This is a genomic window from Streptomyces sp. WAC00040 (assembly GCF_056835925.1).
In genome coordinates this window covers 202191-221058 of the sequence record NZ_JAKQZE010000006.1, presented here as the reverse complement: position 1 = coordinate 221058, position 18868 = coordinate 202191, and the positions used below count along the sequence as shown (strand labels likewise).

Here is an 18868-nt window from a genome sequence, read left to right as displayed (position 1 = left end):
GGGTGCGCCGGGCCGGGCAGCAGCCGCAGGAGGCGCGGTACGCGCCGCAGGGGCGTGGATCGCCGGGCTCGTGCCCGCAGGGCCGGTGCCCGCCCTCGCCGGGGCCGGCACCGTGCCCGTGGGGCGCGTACCCGCCTTCGCCGGCGGAGCCGGCATCGCGCTGCGGAGCCGCACCGGCGGGGACGTCCGGCGCGCGCCCCGTGTGCGGGGCGGTGGGCCACGTGCCCCGCGAACCTCCGAAAGCGGCCCCCGCGGGCCCCGGCGGCTGTACGAGCAGGCACGCAGGGCCTGGGACCGGCCGCTCACCGCCTACTACCTGATCCTGGGCAGCAGCCTGCTGATCACCGTTCTCGGGCTGGTGATGGTCTACTCCGCGTCGATGATCCAGGCGCTGGAGTACTCGCTGCCCGCCTCGTACTTCTTCCAGAAGCAGTTCGTCGCCGCGGTCATCGGTACCGTCCTGCTGCTGGTCGCTTCCCGGATGCCCGTCAAACTGCACCGGGCGCTGTCCTATCCCCTCCTGGTGATCACCGTCTTCCTGATGGTGCTGGTGCAGGTGCCCGGGATAGGGCATGCGGTCAACGGCAACCAGAACTGGATCTACCTCGGCGGCCCCTTCCAGCTTCAGCCCAGTGAGTTCGGCAAGCTGGCGCTGATCCTGTGGGGCGCGGACCTTCTGGCACGCAAGCAGGACCGACGGCTGCTGACCCAGTGGAAGCACCTGCTGGTGCCGCTGGTACCGGTCGCCTTCCTGCTCCTCGGCCTGATCATGCTCGGCGGGGACATGGGCACGGCGATCATCCTCACAGCGATCCTGTTCGGTCTGCTGTGGCTCGCGGGGGCCCCGACCCGGCTCTTCGCGGGGGTGCTCGGCATCGCCGGTCTCGTCGGTCTGCTGCTGATCAGGACCAACGCGAACCGGATGTCCCGGCTGTCCTGCATCGGTGCGATCGACCTCGGACCGGAAGGCGAGTGCTGGCAGGCCGTCCACGGCATCTATGCTCTTGCGTCTGGCGGATGGTTCGGTTCCGGTCTCGGTGCAAGTGTGGAAAAATGGGGCCAACTACCCGAACCGCACACCGACTTCATCTTCGCCATCGCCGGGGAGGAACTGGGCCTGGCGGGGACGCTGTCGGTGCTCGCCCTGTTCGCGGCTCTAGGCTATGCGGGTATCCGCGTCGCCGGACGCACGGAGGACCCCTTCGTGAGGTACGCGGCGGGAGGCGTCACCACGTGGATCACGGCCCAGGCCGTGGTCAACATCGGTGCGGTGCTCGGTCTGCTGCCGATCGCCGGCGTCCCGCTGCCGCTCTTCTCCTACGGAGGGTCCGCGCTGCTGCCGACGATGTTCGCCGTCGGGCTGCTGATCGCCTTCGCGCGAGAGGATCCCGCGGCAAAGGCGGCCCTGGCCGTGCGGAGGCCCGGGGTGAGATGGAAGACGATGAGACGGCGCGTCAAGAAGCGTCCGTCCGGAGAGCGGTGAATTTCGGTGCATGTCGTACTCGCCGGTGGGGGGACCGCCGGCCACATCGAGCCCGCGCTCGCCCTCGCGGACGCCCTGCGCAGGCAGGACCCGAGCGTGGGCATCACAGCCCTCGGCACGGAGCGCGGTCTCGAGACCAGGCTTGTGCCTGAGCGCGGCTACGAGCTGGCGCTCATCCCCGCCGTTCCGCTGCCGCGCAAACCCACACCGGAGCTGATCACCGTCCCGGGGCGGCTCCGGGGCACCATCAAGGCGGCGGAGCAGATCCTCGAGCGGACCAAGGCCGACTGCGTCGTCGGCTTCGGCGGTTACGTCGCGCTGCCCGGCTACCTCGCCGCCAAGCGCCTCGGGGTGCCGATCGTCATCCACGAGGCCAACGCCCGTCCCGGCCTCGCCAACAAGATCGGTTCGCGGTACGCCGCCGGCGTGGCCGTCGCCACGCCCGACAGCAAGCTCCGCAACTCCCGGTACATCGGCATCCCGCTGCGCCACACCATCGCGACGCTCGACCGAGCGAGGGTCCGCCCCGAGGCCCGCGCCGCCTTCGGCCTCGACCCCAACCTGCCGACGCTGCTGGTCTCCGGCGGCTCGCAGGGCGCCCGCCGCCTCAACGAGGTGATCCAGCAGATCGCTCCGGTGCTCCAGCGCTCCGGCATCCAGATCCTGCACGCGGTCGGCCCGAAGAACGAACTGCCGCGCGTGGACAACATGCCCGGAATGCCGCCCTATGTGCCGGTACCGTACGTGGACCGGATGGACCTCGCGTACGCCGCTGCCGACATGATGCTGTGCCGCGCGGGCGCGATGACCGTCGCCGAACTCTCCGCCGTGGGCCTGCCCGCTGCTTACGTACCGCTGCCGATCGGCAACGGCGAACAGCGGCTCAACGCCCAGCCGGTGGTGAAGGCGGGTGGCGGACTGCTGGTGGACGACGCCGAACTGACCCCGGAGTGGGTCCAGGGCAACGTCCTTCCGGTGCTGGCCGATCCGCACCGGCTGTACGAGATGTCGCGTGCGGCCGCCGAGTTCGGCCGCAGGGACGCCGACGATCTGCTCGTCGGCATGGTGTACGAGGCGATTGCTGCACGCCGGCAGGCGTGAGAAGGCAGGGAGCGTGGCCGGACCGACCACCGCGGAACGCGGTGCGCGCAAGCCCCCGGACGGGCCGGAAGGACCCGGCGGCAAGGCCCGCCCGCATCGCGAGGACACTCCCGCCGGCCGTTTCCGGCGGCCCACCCCCCGCTCCCTGCTGATCGCCCTCGGCGCGATCGTCCTTGTCGCGGGTGCGCTCTGGCTGCTGTACGGCTCCTCCTGGCTGCGCGCCGAGCATGTGGCCACCCGGGGCACCCGCGTCCTCACGCCCGGTGAGGTCCGGGCCGTGGCGGCGGTGCCGATCGGCTCTCCGCTCATCTCGGTCGACACCGAAGCCATCGAGGCCAGGCTGCGGCAGGAACTGCCGCGAATCGAGTCCGTGGCGGTCGAACGGTCGTGGCCGGACGGTATCGAACTGGTCGTGACCGAGCGAAAGCCGGTCCTGCTGCTCGAAAAGGGAACAAAGTTTGTCGAAGTGGACGCAACCGGAGTGCGGTTCGCCACGGTCGGCACGGCGCCCGCGGGTGTTCCCCTGGTCCAGCTGCAAGTTGACGACTCGCCAAGTCTGAACCGATTCGGAGCGGACCGGCTCGTCGCGGAAGCGGTCCGGGTCAGAGGTGAACTTCCCGCGAAAGTCGCAGCCGATCTACAGAGCGTGAAAGTAGTCTCATACGACTACTTCTCCCTGGAGTTGAGCGGCAATCGCACCGTGGTGTGGGGCAGCTCGGAGGAGGGCGGGGCGAAGGCGCGGGCGCTCGAAGCCCTCATGAAAGCAGCCCCCAAGGCCGGGCGCTTCGATGTGAGCGCGCCCAGCGCCCCTGCCTCATCGGGGAGTTGACGCGCATCTGTGCTGGCCAGCACCCTGGTTGGTCATTGCTGTGCGTGATCACATAGGGTGAAAAGAAAAACGGGAGGTTCGGCGTGTTCGTTGAACGGGCGCCACTTGTCGACTTAGTGTCCTGTTCGGAAGAGTCCAGGGAACAGACACACTGGTAACCCTAAACTTCAGCGTTAGGGTTCGGGTCGGCAGCCGGCTGGTCGGGCCGTCCCAATTCGACATCAGTCGTCGCAGCGCGGCCCCGCGATGCGGCGACACGTAACTCGAGGCGAGAGGCCTTCGACGTGGCAGCACCGCAGAACTACCTCGCAGTCATCAAGGTCATCGGTGTCGGCGGCGGTGGTGTCAATGCCATCAACCGAATGATCGAGGTCGGTCTCAAGGGCGTCGAGTTCATCGCTATCAACACGGACGCTCAGGCGCTGTTGATGAGCGACGCCGACGTCAAACTCGACGTCGGCCGCGAACTCACGCGAGGCCTCGGCGCCGGAGCGAATCCGGCAGTCGGTCGCAAGGCGGCAGAGGATCACCGCGAGGAGATCGAGGAGGTCCTCAAGGGGGCCGACATGGTCTTCGTCACCGCCGGCGAAGGCGGCGGCACCGGCACCGGCGGCGCACCCGTCGTCGCCAACATCGCCCGCTCGCTGGGCGCTCTCACGATCGGCGTGGTCACCCGCCCGTTCACCTTCGAGGGCCGGCGGCGTGCGAACCAGGCGGAGGACGGCATCGCCGAACTCCGCGAAGAGGTCGACACCCTCATCGTCATCCCGAACGACCGGCTGCTGTCCATTTCGGACCGCCAGGTCAGCGTGCTGGACGCCTTCAAGTCGGCGGACCAGGTCCTGCTGTCCGGTGTTCAGGGCATCACCGACCTCATCACCACCCCGGGTCTGATCAACCTCGACTTCGCCGACGTCAAGTCCGTGATGTCCGAGGCCGGCTCGGCCCTCATGGGCATCGGTTCGGCCCGCGGCGACGACCGTGCCGTGGCCGCGGCGGAGATGGCGATCTCCTCGCCGCTCCTCGAGGCGTCCATCGACGGCGCACGCGGTGTACTGCTCTCGATCTCCGGCGGCTCCGACCTCGGCCTGTTCGAGATCAACGAGGCGGCCCAGCTCGTCAGCGAGGCGGCCCATCCCGAGGCCAACATCATCTTCGGCGCCGTCATCGACGACGCGCTCGGCGACGAGGTGCGGGTCACGGTCATCGCGGCCGGCTTCGACGGCGGTCAGCCGCCGACCCGCCGGGAGAACGTGATCGGCTCCGCCTCCAGCAAGCGTGACGAGCAGGCCCCCACCCCGCCCCGCGGTACCGACGGCCCCCGCTCCACCGGGCTCGGCACCGTGCCCGTGCGCGAGGAGCCCACGCCCGCGGAGCCGGCTCCGGTCGCGAGCGACCTGGGATCGCCGGTCGGCCCGGCGCAGGTTCCGACGGCCCGTCCGTACCCGGACAGCCAGGCGGAAGAGCTGGATGTTCCGGACTTCCTGAAGTGATTGTGCAGCACGACGCGATACACGAGAGCGGCGCGCACTTCGCCTTCACCGACCGGTGGGGCGGGGTGAGCGCCGTTCCGTACGAGGAGCTGAACCTCGGCGGCGCCGTCGGCGACGACCCCGCAGCCGTGCTGGCCAACCGGAAGATCGCGGCCAGGTCCCTGGGGCTCGCCCCGGAGTCGGTGGTCTGGATGAACCAGGTGCACGGCAACGATGTCGCCCAGGTGGACGGGCCGTGGCCGACCCCGGACGTGCCGGCGGTCGACGCGCTGGTCACCGCACGACGCGGCCTCGCCCTCGCCGTGCTCACCGCTGACTGCACACCGGTGCTGCTCGCGGACCCGGTCGCTGGTGTGGTCGGAGCGGCGCACGCGGGACGTCCCGGGATGATCGCGGGCGTCGTGCCCGCCGCCGTCGAGGAGATGCGGAAGCTCGGCGCGGAACCGGAGCGCATGATCGCTCGAACCGGACCGGCCGTCTGCGGTCGCTGCTACGAGGTACCCGAGCAGATGCGGTCGGAAGTGGTCGCCGTCGAGCCGGCCGCCTGGTCGGAGACGAGCTGGGGGACACCGGCCGTCGACGTCACGGCCGGGGTGCACGCGCAGCTCGAGGCGCTCGGGGTGCGCGACCGCCGGCAGTCCGGGGTCTGCACACTGGAATCGAGCGACCACTATTCCTACCGGCGTGACCGCACGACCGGACGGCTCGCCGGATACGTCTGGCTGGAGGACCGGAAGATCCCATGACCGACCGCAGAACCGAACTCGCCAGGAATCTGGCGGCGGTGGAGGAACGTATCGCCTCCGCCTGCGCGGCAGCGGGCCGCGAGCGGGACGAGGTGACCCTGATCGTGGTCACCAAGACCTATCCGGCGAGCGATGTGCGACTCCTCCACGAACTCGGTGTGCGTCATGTGGCGGAGAACCGTGATCAGGACGCGGCCCCCAAGGCCGCCGCCTGCGCGGATCTGAACCTTCGCTGGCACTTCGTCGGTCAGTTGCAGACCAACAAGGCCCGTTCTGTCGCGAGTTATGTCGATGTGGTGCAGTCTGTCGACCGTCCGAAGCTCGTTTCCGCCCTCTCCGTCGCCGCGGTGCGGGCGGAACGCGAACTCGGCTGCCTGATCCAGGTCGCGCTGGACGCCGAGTCGGGCCGGCAGGGGGAGCGCGGCGGCGTCGCGCCGGACGGGATCGAGGAGTTGGCGGCGGCGGTGGACGGCTCGCCGGGACTGCGGCTCGAAGGGCTGATGACCGTCGCGCCGCTGGCCGGCCCGTACGCGGGACGGCAACAGGCGGCGTTCGAGCAGCTGATGGAATTCTCATCAAGCCTGCGCGCAGCCCATCCGGCTGCGAACATGGTGTCAGCAGGGATGAGTGCGGACCTCGAGCAGGCCGTTGCGGCCGGAGCGACACATGTGCGCGTCGGTACGGCGGTGCTCGGAGTCCGACCCCGGCTCGGGTAACGTCGCGAAGCAAGTCGGACCACAGTAGAAAATATGGTCATTCCCGCACAAAGCGGGCAGACCGAGTGGATCGCGGGCACTTGGTGACGAATGCCGATCCACCACAGAGCGGAGGACTCAGAGAATGGCCGGCGCGATGCGCAAGATGGCGGTCTACCTCGGCCTCGTGGAGGACGATGGGTACGACGGCCGGGGTTTCGACCCCGATGACGACTTCGAACCCGAGCCGGAGCCCGAGCGGGAGCACCGGCGGCACCAGCCTCCCCGCCAGATCGAGCGTGAGGAGCCGGTGCGGGTCCCGGCGCCACCCGCACCGCGCGAGCCGGTTTCCCTCCCGGTCGACGGCGGACGCCCGGCACGGATCGCCCCCGTGGCATCCATCACACCTGAACGCCCGAGCATGGAGAAGAGTGCACCGGTGATCATGCCCAAGGTCGTGTCCGAGCGGGAGCCCTACCGCATCACCACGCTGCATCCGCGGACCTACAACGAGGCCCGTACCATCGGGGAACATTTCCGCGAGGGCACCCCCGTGATCATGAATCTCACGGAGATGGATGACACGGACGCGAAGCGACTTGTCGACTTTGCCGCGGGACTCGTCTTCGGTCTGCATGGCAGCATTGAGCGGGTGACGCAGAAGGTGTTCCTGTTGTCGCCTGCTAACGTCGATGTCACGGCGGAAGACAAGGCCCGCATCGCAGAGGGCGGGTTCTTCAACCAGAGCTGAGAAAAGACACCGGGAACGACCCGGCCGAACGGCCGGGGAAGACGAGAGTCAGGGGAGAGGGAAGCGCGGGATGGGCGTCGCACTGGATGTGGTCTACATCGCGCTGATGTGCTTCCTTGTCGTGCTGATCTTCCGGCTCGTCATGGACTACGTCTTCCAGTTCGCGCGTTCATGGCAACCCGGCAAGGCGATGGTGGTCGTTCTGGAGGCCACCTACACTGTCACCGATCCACCGCTCAAGCTTCTGCGGCGGTTCATCCCGCCGTTGCGTCTCGGGGGCGTGGCACTCGACCTGTCCTTCTTCGTTCTGATGATCATCGTCTACATCCTGATCTCCATCGTGCGCGGCTTGGGGAACTCGATGTGAGCGATACGGTCCTGCCGACTGCCGACGACTACGTAGAGGTGAAGAAGAGATGCCGCTGACTCCCGAGGACGTGCGGAACAAGCAGTTCACGACCGTCCGCCTCCGAGAAGGCTATGACGAGGACGAGGTCGATGCCTTCCTCGACGAGGTCGAGTCCGAGCTGACCCGTCTGCTCCGCGAGAACGAGGACCTGCGCGCGAAGCTGGCCGCGGCGACGCGTGCCGCCGCGCAGAACCAGCAGCAGCAACAGGGCATGCGTAAACCGCCGGAGCCCCAGGACGGCCGCGGCCCGGGCGGTCCCGGTTCCCCCGTGCCCGCCGCCATATCGGGACCGCCGGTCCAGCAGCAGCCCCCGCAGATGGGTCCGCCCCAGCTGCCGGGCGGAGCACCGCAGTTGCCGGCCGGTCCCAGCCACGGCGGCCCTCAGGGTCCTGGCGGCCCGATGGGTCCCGGCCCGATGCAGGGCGGACCCATGGGTGGCCCGATGGGTGGCCCCATGGGCGGACACGGCGGCCCGCAGGGCCCCGGTCCGATGGGTCAGGGGCCCGGCGGAGACAGCGCCGCGCGCGTGCTCTCGCTGGCCCAGCAGACCGCTGACCAGGCGATCGCGGAGGCCCGTTCCGAGGCCAACAAGATCGTCGGCGAGGCGCGTTCGCGCGCCGAGGGCCTGGAGCGGGACGCCCGCGCCAAGGCCGACGCCCTGGAGCGGGACGCGCAGGAGAAGCACCGCGTCGCCATGGGCTCCCTCGAGTCCGCGCGCGCCACGCTGGAGCGCAAGGTCGAGGACCTGCGGGGCTTCGAGCGCGAGTACCGGACCCGGCTGAAGTCCTACCTGGAGAGCCAGCTGCGTCAGCTGGAGACCCAGGCGGACGACTCCCTGGCCCCGCCGCGCCAGCCCGCGGCCGCGTCGCTGCCGCCGTCCCCGGCGCCTTCCATGGCACCGGCCGGCGCGAGCGCCCCGTCCTACGGCAACCAGACGATGGGCGGCCACGGGCCGTCGCCGTCCGGTCCGTCGTACGGCGGCCAGCAGCAGATGTCGCCGGCGATGACCCAGCCGATGGCACCGGTTCGGCCGCAGGCGCCGCAGCCGATGCAGCAGGCGCCCTCGCCGATGCGCGGTTTCCTGATCGACGAGGACGACAACTGACGGGCCTGCGCGCGCTGCGCGCGTAGCCGTCGGCAGACTGCGGGGCCGGGCCCGGGACGTGATCACACGTCCCGGGCCCGGCCTTTTGCGCGTGGCAGGTGCGGGAGCGCCTGCGGCGGGCTGTTCCCGTCCTCTGCCCGCTGTGCGGCTCCGCGGCGTGGGTCTCGCCGGGCCTGCCGCCGCGCTCCGCGCAGCGTTTCCGATCCCCCGGTCCCTCTATGCCCGGCGGCGGGCCCTACCGGGTCCCCGTGCGGCGGCGTGTGCTTCACCGGGCCCCGCACGGGGGCGTGGGCCCACCGGATCCCGCGCCTCATTCGTCGGCGGGGCTTGAGAAGCCTCCGCCAAGGGGAGACCTGAGCCGCCGCGCCGGCGGTGACCGGTGCGGCCGCCCCAAGACGGCTGGAGCGGCCGCCACACGGTGCCGGAGCGGCCGGCCGGACGGAGACCGCGGCGCGGGGGAAGCTGCCGGCGTGGCTGGAGCCGTTGGCGGGGCGGAAGCCGAAGGCCCGGCGGAACCCCCGCCGGTCGGGAGCCGCCGACGAGGTGCCCGGCACGGCCGGAGTGGCTCCGCGCCGACGGGCTGATGCCCGCGCAGCGGGTTCTCGGCCCGTCCGGCGTTTGAGGCCACCGCGCGAGCGCGGTAGGGGGTCCGGGCTTGCCCCGGTTACGGGAAGGGGGAGGGGACAGGGCCGGCGCAGCGGCCACGCGCCCGCGCCTGGGGGCCGGGCCCGCCCGGGCTCCCGGCTGGGGCCTCGGGCCGCCCACCCAGGGCACGCTCGGGGCGGGGGCCGGCGGACCCGAGCCGGCTCGTCATGCGCCGGGGCCTCGGCCGGACCATGCCCAGGGGATGCCCGCGGCCAGGAGCGAGCCCTGGCCTTGGCGGGCACCACCAGCCCGGAACCGGCGCAGGCAGCCGGGGCGGAGGCGCCGGGAAAAGACGGCGGGCCCGGTCACAGAACGTGGCCGGGCCCGCAGTGCTCGTGTGCGTTACGCCTTGCGGAGGCGGAACGTCAGCGACAGGCCCTCGTCCGTGAACGGAGCGCCGTACGTGTCGTCCGGCGCCTCGCCCTTTGCGAAGTCCGTCGCCAGCACCTCGTCCGCGATCAGCGACGCGTGGTCCGCCAGCGCCGACGTGACCTCGGGGTCCTCGGAGGTCCAGCGGAGCGCGATACGGTCTGCGACGTCCAGGCCGCTGTTCTTGCGGGCCTCCTGGATGAGGCGGATCGCGTCACGGGCCAGACCGGCCCGGCGCAGCTCGGGCGTGATCTCGAGGTCGAGCGCGACCGTCGCGCCGGAGTCGGACGCGACCGACCAGCCCTCCCGCGGGGTCTCCGTGATGATGACCTCCTCCGGGGAGAGCGTGATCGTCTCGCCGTTGACGTCGAGCGTGGCCTCGCCGGACCGCAGCGCCAGGGAGAGCGCGGCGGCGTCCGCGGCGGCGACCGCCTTGGCCACGTCCTGGACGCCCTTGCCGAAGCGCTTGCCCAGTGCACGGAAGTTGGCCTTGGCCGTGGTGTCCACGAGCGAGCCGCCGACCTCGGACAGGGACGCCAGCGAGGAGACGTTCAGCTCCTCCGTGATCTGGGCCTGGAGCTCCTCGGAGAGCGCCGAGAAGCCTGCCGCGGCCACCAGGGCCCGCGACAGGGGCTGGCGGGTCTTCACGCCCGACTCGGCACGCGTCGCACGGCCCAGCTCGACCAGCCGGCGCACGAGTGCCATCCGGGTCGACAGGGTCGGGTCGATGGCGTCGAGGTCGGCCTCCGGCCAGGAGGACAGGTGGACGGACTCGGGAGCGTCCGGCGTCACCGGGACGATCAGGTCCTGCCACACCCGCTCGGTGATGAACGGCGTCAGCGGCGCCATCAGCCGCGTGACGGTCTCCACCACGTCGTGCAGCGTCCGCAGCGCCGCCGCGTCGCCCTGCCAGAAGCGGCGGCGCGAGCGGCGCACGTACCAGTTCGACAGGTCGTCGACGAACGCGGAGAGCAGCTTGCCGGCGCGCTGGGTGTCGTAGGACTCCATCGCCTGCGTGACCTGGTCCACCAGGGCGTGCAGCTCGGAGAGCAGCCACCGGTCGAGGACCGTGCGCTCGGCCGGGGTCGGGTCGGCGGCCGAGGGGGCCCAGCCCGAGGTGCGGGCGTAAAGGGCCTGGAAGGCCACCGTGTTCCAGTACGTCAGCAGGGTCTTGCGCACGACCTCCTGGATCGTGCCGTGGCCCACGCGCCGTGCTGCCCACGGCGAGCCGCCGGCCGCCATGAACCAGCGGACGGCGTCCGCGCCGTGCTGGTCCATCAGCGGGATCGGCTGGAGGATGTTGCCGAGGTGCTTGGACATCTTGCGGCCGTCCTCGGCGAGGATGTGGCCGAGGCAGACCACGTTCTCGTACGACGACTTGTCGAAGACCAGCGTGCCGACGGCCATCAGCGTGTAGAACCAGCCGCGCGTCTGGTCGATCGCCTCCGAGATGAACTGCGCCGGATAGCGCTTCTCGAAGATCTCCTTGTTCTTGTACGGGTAGCCCCACTGCGCGAACGGCATCGAACCCGAGTCGTACCAGGCGTCGATCACCTCGGGCACGCGCGTCGCGGTGGCGGAGCACTGCGGGCAGTCGAAGGTGACCGCGTCGATGTACGGGCGGTGCGGGTCCAGGTCCGACTGGTCGGTCCCCGTCAGCTCGGACAGCTCCGAGAGCGAGCCGACGCAGGTGAGGTGGTCGTCCTCGCAGCGCCAGATCGGCAGCGGCGTGCCCCAGTAGCGGTTACGGGAGAGCGCCCAGTCGATGTTGTTGTTGAGCCAGTCCCCGTAGCGGCCCTGCTTGACCGAGTCGGGGAACCAGTTCGTGGCCTCGTTCTCCGCGAGCAGCCGGTCCTTGATGGCGGTGGTGCGGATGTACCAGGACGGCTGGGCGTAGTAGAGCAGCGCGGTGTGGCAGCGCCAGCAGTGCGGGTAGCTGTGCTCGTACGGGATGTGCTTGAAGAGTAGACCGCGGGCCTCGAGGTCGGCGGTCAGCGCCTCGTCCGCCTTCTTGAAGAAGACGCCGCCGACCAGCGGCACGTCCTCCTCGAAGGTGCCGTCGGGGCGGACCGGGTTCACGACCGGCAGACCGTAGGCGCGGCAGACCTTGAGGTCGTCCTCACCGAACGCGGGGGACTGGTGGACCAGACCCGTACCGTCCTCGGTGGTCACGTAGTCGGCGTTGACGACGAAGTGGGCCTCCGCCGGGAACTCGACCAGCTCGAACGGGCGCCGGTACGTCCAGCGCTCCATCTCCGCGCCGGCGAACGTCTGCCCGGTGGCTTCCCAGCCCTCCCCGAGCGCCTTCTCCAGCAGCGGCTCGGCGACGACGAGCTTGTCCTCGCCGTTCGTCGCCACGACGTACGTGACGTCGGGGTGCGCGGCGACCGCCGTGTTGGACACCAGGGTCCACGGGGTCGTCGTCCACACCAGGAGCGCGGCCTCGCCCGCGAGCGGGCCGCTCGTCAGCGGGAAGCGCACGAAGACGGAAGGATCGACGACCGTCTCGTAGCCCTGCGCCAGCTCGTGATCGGACAGGCCGGTGCCGCAACGCGGGCACCAGGGCGCGACGCGGTGGTCCTGGACCAGCAGGCCCTTGTTGAAGATCTCCTTCAACGACCACCACACCGACTGGACGTAGTCCGGGTCCATGGTGCGGTAGGCGTCATCGAGGTCGACCCAGTAGCCCATGCGGGTCGTCAGCTCGGCGAAGGCGTCCGTGTGCCGGGTCACCGATTCACGGCACTTGGCGTTGAACTCGGCGATGCCGTACGCCTCGATGTCCTTCTTGCCGGAGAAGCCGAGTTCCTTCTCGACGGCGAGCTCGACGGGCAGGCCGTGGCAGTCCCAGCCGGCCTTGCGGCCCACGTGGTAGCCCCGCATGGTGCGGAAGCGGGGGAAGACGTCCTTGAAGACGCGTGCCTCGATGTGGTGCGCGCCGGGCATGCCGTTCGCCGTCGGCGGGCCCTCGTAGAACACCCACTCGGGGCGGCCCTCGGACTGTTCGAGGCTCTTGGTGAAGATCTTGCTCTCGCGCCAGAAGTCGAGCACGGCGTGCTCGAGCGCGGGCAGGTCGACCTGGGCCGGCACCTGACGGTACTGGGGGGGTGTCATCTACGAACTCCTCCGGCGGACAGTTTCTCTTCCGTCGGAGGGACGAGAGCGCCGATGCTGCGCGGCTCCCGCGGTACCACCCTCCTTGGCGGTGCACAGGTCACCGCCCCCTCATTGGGGTCGCGACGCCGGTTCTACCGGCCACGGGATGCCCGCGGCTTTCTTCCGGCGGCTCCGGGGTGATGCTTCACGTCGCGCTCGCCCCCGGGCTCTCACCGTCCCCGGGTCGCTCATGGCTGCGTACGACGCTACTCGTCCCCATCCACGCCTTTCGCTGGGCCCAGTGTACGGGCCCCCACGGCGAGCGTCCGACCGCTTTTTCGACCGCCGGGCGGTTGACCCGAATGGCCACACGGCGCACGTGGACGTCCTCCTCGTGTGCGGTGCGGCCCGCACGGCGGATTACCGGGCGGAGAGCTGGGCACAACCGATGCAGTCCCGGCTTCTCGCAGCGCGGGGCGGGCCGAACCGGCGGCGTGCCCCGTTGCCGCGGGGCTGGGGTCGATTTATCGTCCCAGCACGATTCGCGAGCAAGATCACAATATGTGAAGGGGCCGCGGCCATGGTGGCGAAGAAGACTGCCGGGAAGACGGCGTCCCCGCGTTCCGCCGCCGCGGGGGCGACCTCCGGGAGGCCGGCCTCCCGGGAGCCCTCCGGGAAGAAGGCCGCGCCCCGGAAGTCCACGTCCCGTACGGCCGGCACCGCCGCGGAGCCGGCGGCCCGCAAGACGGCCGCCACGGGAGCGCCGGGCACGGCGGCCCGCAGCACCGGCAGGTCCGCGTCGCGCAAGGAGCCCGGCGGCGGGACTCCGGCGAGGAAGACGACGGCGAGCGGGTCGACAGCCGGGGGGCCCCCGGCGAAGAAGGCGGTGGCCGAGGAAGCGGTAGGGAGCGGAGGCGCGGCGGGGAAGGCCACGACGGCGGCGGAGAAGACGACCGGACCGGCAGCCGGCGGCACGACAGCCAAGGGGACCTCGGCGAGGAGGACCACGACCAGGACGAGCACCGCCCGGACCGGGGCCGCCGCCAGGAATGCAGCGGCCGACGAGGCGGCAGCCGAGCCCCCGTCCGGCAGTGCGGCGGCCGGGACCGGAAAGGCGGCCACCACCGACAAAGAGGCAGCGGCCGACGCCGGTAAGCCGGCGGCCGGAGCGACCCCGGCAGGCAAGGCGCCCGCGGCGGCCAAGAAGGCCGCCACGAAGAAGGCTGCCAGGAAGTCGGCCACCAAGAAGGCACCCACCGCCGGTAAGGCCGGCGCCAAAAAGACAGCGGCCGAAGTGCCGGCGACAGACGAGGAGCCGGCAGCCGAAGCGGCGCAGGCGGTCCAAGCGGCGCCCGCGGACAAGGCGGAGGCCGGGACCGAGGAGGAGGCCACCACCGGCAAGGCGGCCGCCGAACCCAAGAAGACCACCCCGGCCGGCAAGGCGGACGCCGAGGACGCCGCCGCGGCTGACGGCGTCGAGGAGACGCCGCCGGCGAAGAGGACCACGGCCCGCAGGGCCGGGAAGAAGGCCGGTACGGACGCCGATCCGGCGCCCGTACCGGTGACCACGGAGGTCGCCGACCGGGCGACCGCCGCGAAACAGGCCGCGCCCGCGGCCGAGGGGGCGGCCGAGGCCGCGAAGCAGACAGGAGCCAGGACGGTGGCAGCGAAGAAGACCGCGGGTAGGGCATCAGGCGCAGGCGGGAGCGCGGTGGCGGTTCCCACGGCCCCGCCGGCGGCCGCGACACCGCCGGGCGAGCTGGCGGTGCGGCCCGGAGAGGATCCGTGGACCCAGGAGGAGGTGGACGAGGCGCGGGCCGAGCTCGAGGGCGAGGCGGCGCGGCTGAACGCGGAGATCACGTCCTCGGAGGCGGCTCTCGCGGGGCTGATGCGGGACTCCGGCGACGGCGCCGGCGACGACGAGGCCGACACCGGCGCGAAGAACATCACACGCGAGCACGAGATGGCGCTCGCCGCCAACGGACGCGAGATGCTCGAGCAGACGGAGCGCGCCCTGCAGCGGCTCGACACCGGGACGTACGGTCTGTGCGAGAGCTGCGGGCAGCCGATCGGCAAGGCCCGAATGCAGGCCTTCCCGCGGGCGACCCTGTGCGTCGAGTGCAAGCAGAAGCAGGAACGCAGAGGCTGACCGCGCGGAGGTGTGCCGTACCCTCGTCCTCAGTCAGGAACCTAGGGTTGAGGGACTTACGTGGCAGAGGCGGAGCGCATCATCGGTACGCCAGATGTTGACGACGAGGCTGCGGCGCCCGCCGAGCCGCCGAAGGGCAAGCGCAAGATCGCCGCGCTGTTCGCGGTGGCGCTCGTCGCCTATCTGCTCGACCTCGGCAGCAAGCTGCTCGTGGTGGCCAAGCTGGAGCACCACGAGCCGATCGAGATCATCGGCGACTGGCTGAAGTTCGAGGCGGTACGGAACCCGGGCGCCGCCTTCGGCATGGGCGAGGCCTTCACCATCATCTTCACCTGCATCGCGGCGGCAGTGATCGTCGTGATCGTTCGGCTGGCGCGCAAGCTCTACAGCGGCCCTTGGGCGGTCGCCCTCGGTCTGCTGCTGGGCGGGGCGCTCGGCAATCTGACGGACCGGATCTTCCGTTCGCCCGGCGTCTTCGAGGGCGCGGTCGTGGACTTCATCGCGCCCGCGCACTTCGCCGTCTTCAACCTCGCGGACTCCGCGATCGTGTGCGGCGGTGTTCTCATCGTGCTGCTGTCGTTCAAGGGCCTGGACCCCGACGGGACAGTCCACAAGGACTGACAAGGCATACTCGACGGGTGAGTACGATTCCCGAGATCCGCACCCTGCCCGTACCCGACGGCCTGGAGGGTGAGCGTGTGGACGCCGCCATCTCCCGGATGTTCGGGTTCTCCCGTACGAAGGCCGCTGAGCTGGCCGCTGCCGGGAAGGTGCAGGTCGACGGCTCGGTCGTCGGCAAGTCCGAGCGCGTGCACGGCGGCGCCTGGCTCGAGGTGGAGATGCCGCAGGCCCCCGCACCCGTACAGATCGTCGCGGAGCCCGTCGAGGGCATGGAGATCGTGCACGACGACGACGACATCGTCGTGATCGTCAAGCCGGTCGGTGTGGCCGCTCATCCCAGCCCCGGCTGGAGCGGCACCACTGTCATCGGCGGTCTCGCCGCCGCCGGTTACCGCATCTCCACGTCGGGGGCCTCCGAGCGGCAGGGCATCGTGCACCGTCTCGATGTCGGCACGTCCGGCCTGATGGTCGTCGCCAAGTCGGAGCGCGCGTACACGCTGCTGAAGCAGCAGTTCCGGGAGCGGGTCGTCGACAAGCGCTACCACGCGCTGGTGCAGGGCCACCCGGACCCGCTGAGCGGCACCATCGACGCCCCCATCGGCCGGCACCCCACCCTTGACTACAAGTGGGCGGTCACGGCGGAGGGCAAGCCCTCGGTGACGCACTACGACCTGATCGAGGCCTTCCGCGCGGCCTCGCTGCTGGACATCAAGCTGGAGACCGGCCGTACCCACCAGATCCGGGTGCACATGGCCGCGCACCGCCATCCCTGCGTGGGCGACATGACCTACGGCGCCGACCCCACGATGGCGAAGCGGCTCGGTCTGACCCGGCAGTGGCTGCACGCCGTGCGACTCGGCTTCGAGCACCCGTCGGACGGGCAGTGGGTGGAGTACGAGAGCACCTACCCGGCCGATCTCCAGATGGCGCTGGACCGGATCGAGGCGGAGAGCGCGTGACGGTGTACAGCGTGCGGGTGGCGGTGGGCCCGGCCGACCGCGAGGCGTGCTTCGCCGTCCGCAAGGAGGTCTTCGTCGCCGAGCAGCAGGTGCCGGAGGAGATCGAGTACGACGCGTACGACGCCGAGGACGCGGACACCATCCATGTCCTGGCGGTGGCCGAGGACGGCCGCCCGCTCGGTACCGGCCGGCTGCTGCACGGCGCCTCCGCGCTCAAGAAGACCGGCGGCGATCTCACGGTCGGATCGCTCGGTAGGCTCGCCGTCAGCAAGGCGGCGCGCGGCCTCGGCGTGGGCGTGGCCCTCGTGCGCGCCATGGAGGAGGCGGCCCGGACGCGTGGACTCGCGGCCGTGGACCTGCACGCGCAGACCCATGCGCTCGGTTTCTACGAGCGGCTCGGGTACGAGGCCTACGGCTCCGAGTTCCTGGACGCCGGCATTCCGCACCTGGCGATGCGGCGGGCCATTTAGGGCCTGGCCGGCTCACGACCGGACGGGCCCCGCGGTGCGCCGGGCGTGCCCCACCGGCGCTCCGACGCCCCGGAGCCGTCAGCCGCGGCCCGTGCGGGGGACCTCTTCGTCCGTGGGCGTGTAGTCCCCCGCGTTGTTGCTGTGGATCTCTTCCTCCCGTGGGGGAGCGGCCTGCCGCGGCCACTGGCCGCGCGGGGGCAGGGAGGCCGCGGCCGTGGCGATCCGGGGCAGGGCGTACGGATGCTTCTCGCCCAGCCAGGCGATCATCTGCTCCCGGACCGTGCAGCGGGCCGTCCAGATGTCGTCGGCGTCCTTCGCTGTCAGGACCGCACGGACCTCGATCGTGCTGGGTGTGGTGTCCGTCACGGCCAGGCTCCAGTCCCTTCCGTCCCAGGCCTTGCAGCCGGCGAGGATCTCCTGGAGCTTCTCACGCATCAAAGCGACCGGTGCCGAGTGGTCCAGCTGGAAGTAGACCGTCCCGGTCATCTGGGCCCCGCCGCGCGACCAGTTCTCGAACGGCTTGCTCGTGAAGTACGACACCGGCATGGTGATGCGGCGCTCGTCCCACGTCCGTACGGCGAGGAACGTGAGGGTGACCTCCTCCACGACGCCCCATTCGCCGTCCACCACCACCGTGTCGCCGATGCGGACCATGTCGCCGAAGGCGATCTGGAAGCCGGCGAAAAGATTGCCCAGGGTGGACTGGGCCGCGACACCGGCGACGATGCCGATGATGCCCGCGGACGCCAGCATCGAGGCGCCGAACTTCTCCATGCCCGGGAACGTCAGCAGCATCGCGGCAACGGCGACCACGGCGACCACTGCCGTGACGATCCGCATGATCAGCGTGATCTGCGTCCGCACCCGGCGGACCCGGGCAGGGTCGCGGGTGGAGGACGCGTAACGGGTGTACGAGGACTCCACGGCGGCGGAGACGATGCGGGTCACCAGCCAGGCGCTCGCGCCGATCATGACCAGTGAGAGCACATGACCGATGACGGCCTCGTGGCGCTCGACGAGCGACCAGCGGGTCTCCCGGTAAGCACCCCTCAACAGGGCCCCGAGGACCACCACCTGGAGCGGCAGCCGACAGCGGCGCAGCATGTCCCACAGGGGGGTCTCGGGATGGCGGTCGTCGATCCGGCGCAGCACGCGGTCGACGGCCCAGCCGAGCGCGAGGGTGAGCAGGACCGCTCCGCCGATGACGGCCGACGGGCGCAATATGTTCTCCATGTCTCCGTAACTCCGTGCCGGTGAAGGCGGCTGGCAGGATGGCCGGATGAACGTCATCCTTTTCCATTCGACCTTCGGTCTGCGCCCCGCGGTGCACGCGGCCGCGGACCGGCTGCGTGCCGCAGGGCACGAGGTGCGCGTGCCCGACCTGTTCGAGGGGCAAACCGCCGGGACCGTCGAGGAAGGCAGAGATCTCAGGGAGAAGATCGGCACGGACGAGCTGCTGCGGCGGGCGATCCACGCAGCCGCACCCCATTCCGAAAAGGGGCTGGTCTACGCCGGTTTCTCGCTCGGCGGGGCGCTCGCACAGAATCTGGCGCTCGGTGACGAGAAGGCGCGCGGGCTGCTGCTTCTGCATGGCACGTCCGACATCGCGGAGGGCGCGAGTGTGGACGGCCTGCCGGTGCAACTGCACGTCGCGGACCCGGATCCGTTCGAGCCGCACGACTGGCTGAACACCTGGTACCTCCAGATGCAGCGGGCCGGGGCGGACGTGGAGGTGCACCGTTATCCGGGGGCCGGGCATCTGTTCACCGACCCCGATCTGCCCGACTACGACGAGACTTCGGCGGAGCAGACCTGGCGGACGGCCCTGGGATTCCTCGAGACGCTCTGAGGAGCGGAAGGCGGACACGGGGGTCCACCTCGTATGTGACGTCGCACACGGCGGTCCGCCCGGCGCGCAGGGCGCGCGCCGGGCGGACCGGTCGGAGC

Annotated in this window: 16 protein-coding genes; 14 read left to right on the top strand and 2 right to left on the bottom strand. The window is 70.8% G+C overall.

Translation table 11 applies throughout. From position 1 onward, the window contains the following. The first annotated feature begins 154 nt into the window (after positions 1 to 154). From ftsW to MDN94_RS38375, 9 genes are all read left to right on the top strand, one after another. Positions 155 to 1483, top strand: a complete 1329-nt coding sequence (gene ftsW / locus MDN94_RS38415; RefSeq protein WP_482730494.1) for a putative lipid II flippase FtsW — start codon at positions 155 to 157, stop codon at positions 1481 to 1483. Positions 1484 to 1489: 6 nt separating this feature from the next. Further along, positions 1490 to 2584: an undecaprenyldiphospho-muramoylpentapeptide beta-N-acetylglucosaminyltransferase gene (gene murG, locus MDN94_RS38410; RefSeq protein ID WP_189475473.1), complete on the top strand. Its 1095-nt coding sequence runs from the start codon at positions 1490 to 1492 to the stop codon at positions 2582 to 2584. Positions 2585 to 2597: 13 nt separating this feature from the next. Then, on the top strand, positions 2598 to 3413 hold the full coding sequence (locus MDN94_RS38405) for a cell division protein FtsQ/DivIB (protein WP_482730395.1): 816 nt from the start codon (positions 2598 to 2600) through the stop codon (positions 3411 to 3413). 284 nt (positions 3414 to 3697) lie between these two features. Further along, a complete protein-coding gene (gene ftsZ, locus MDN94_RS38400; RefSeq protein WP_482730394.1) occupies positions 3698 to 4906 on the top strand; it encodes a cell division protein FtsZ in 1209 nt (402 codons plus the stop codon). Then, positions 4903 to 5652, top strand: a complete 750-nt coding sequence (gene pgeF / locus MDN94_RS38395) for a peptidoglycan editing factor PgeF (protein WP_482730393.1) — start codon at positions 4903 to 4905, stop codon at positions 5650 to 5652. The genes ftsZ and pgeF overlap by 4 nt, the downstream gene beginning before the upstream one ends. Continuing rightward, positions 5649 to 6368, top strand: coding sequence for a YggS family pyridoxal phosphate-dependent enzyme (locus tag MDN94_RS38390; RefSeq protein WP_482730392.1), 720 nt, complete (start codon positions 5649 to 5651; stop codon positions 6366 to 6368). Before pgeF ends, MDN94_RS38390 begins: the two co-directional genes overlap by 4 nt. Positions 6369 to 6492: 124 nt before the next feature. Further along, a complete protein-coding gene (locus tag MDN94_RS38385) occupies positions 6493 to 7098 on the top strand; it encodes a cell division protein SepF (RefSeq protein WP_482730391.1) in 606 nt (201 codons plus the stop codon). 70 nt (positions 7099 to 7168) lie between these two features. Then, positions 7169 to 7465 (top strand): YggT family protein, encoded by a 297-nt coding sequence (locus MDN94_RS38380; protein ID WP_005318710.1) that lies wholly within the window; start codon positions 7169 to 7171, stop codon positions 7463 to 7465. A gap of 49 nt (positions 7466 to 7514) precedes the next feature. Beyond that, on the top strand, positions 7515 to 8612 hold the full coding sequence (locus MDN94_RS38375; protein ID WP_482730390.1) for a DivIVA domain-containing protein: 1098 nt from the start codon (positions 7515 to 7517) through the stop codon (positions 8610 to 8612). Positions 8613 to 9599: 987 nt separating this feature from the next. Here the strand turns inward: MDN94_RS38375 and ileS are convergent. After that, on the bottom strand, positions 9600 to 12740 hold the full coding sequence (gene ileS, locus MDN94_RS38370) for an isoleucine--tRNA ligase (protein ID WP_482730389.1): 3141 nt from the start codon (positions 12738 to 12740) through the stop codon (positions 9600 to 9602). A gap of 562 nt (positions 12741 to 13302) precedes the next feature. On the opposite strand from ileS, the gene MDN94_RS38365 reads away from it, so the two are divergent. The 4 genes from MDN94_RS38365 to MDN94_RS38350 are packed head-to-tail and all read left to right on the top strand — an operon-like array spanning position 13303 to position 16921. Continuing rightward, positions 13303 to 14871, top strand: coding sequence for a TraR/DksA family transcriptional regulator (locus tag MDN94_RS38365; RefSeq protein WP_482730388.1), 1569 nt, complete (start codon positions 13303 to 13305; stop codon positions 14869 to 14871). Positions 14872 to 14931: 60 nt separating this feature from the next. After that, on the top strand, positions 14932 to 15492 hold the full coding sequence (lspA, locus tag MDN94_RS38360) for a signal peptidase II (RefSeq protein WP_482730387.1): 561 nt from the start codon (positions 14932 to 14934) through the stop codon (positions 15490 to 15492). Between the two features lie 17 nt (positions 15493 to 15509). Then, positions 15510 to 16451 carry an RluA family pseudouridine synthase gene (locus tag MDN94_RS38355; RefSeq protein ID WP_482730386.1) on the top strand — a complete coding sequence of 314 codons (942 nt, stop codon included), beginning with the start codon at positions 15510 to 15512 and terminating at the stop codon, positions 16449 to 16451. Next, entirely contained in the window at positions 16448 to 16921 is a 474-nt protein-coding gene (locus MDN94_RS38350) for a GNAT family N-acetyltransferase (protein WP_482730385.1), read from the top strand. The genes MDN94_RS38355 and MDN94_RS38350 overlap by 4 nt, the downstream gene beginning before the upstream one ends. 78 nt (positions 16922 to 16999) lie before the next feature. Here the strand turns inward: MDN94_RS38350 and MDN94_RS38345 are convergent, their stop codons facing one another. After that, positions 17000 to 18154, bottom strand: a complete 1155-nt coding sequence (locus tag MDN94_RS38345) for a mechanosensitive ion channel family protein (protein WP_482730384.1) — start codon at positions 18152 to 18154, stop codon at positions 17000 to 17002. Positions 18155 to 18200: 46 nt separating this feature from the next. On the opposite strand from MDN94_RS38345, the gene MDN94_RS38340 reads away from it, so the two are divergent. After that, positions 18201 to 18770, top strand: coding sequence for a dienelactone hydrolase family protein (locus MDN94_RS38340; RefSeq protein WP_482730383.1), 570 nt, complete (start codon positions 18201 to 18203; stop codon positions 18768 to 18770). Positions 18771 to 18868 lie beyond the last annotated feature (98 nt).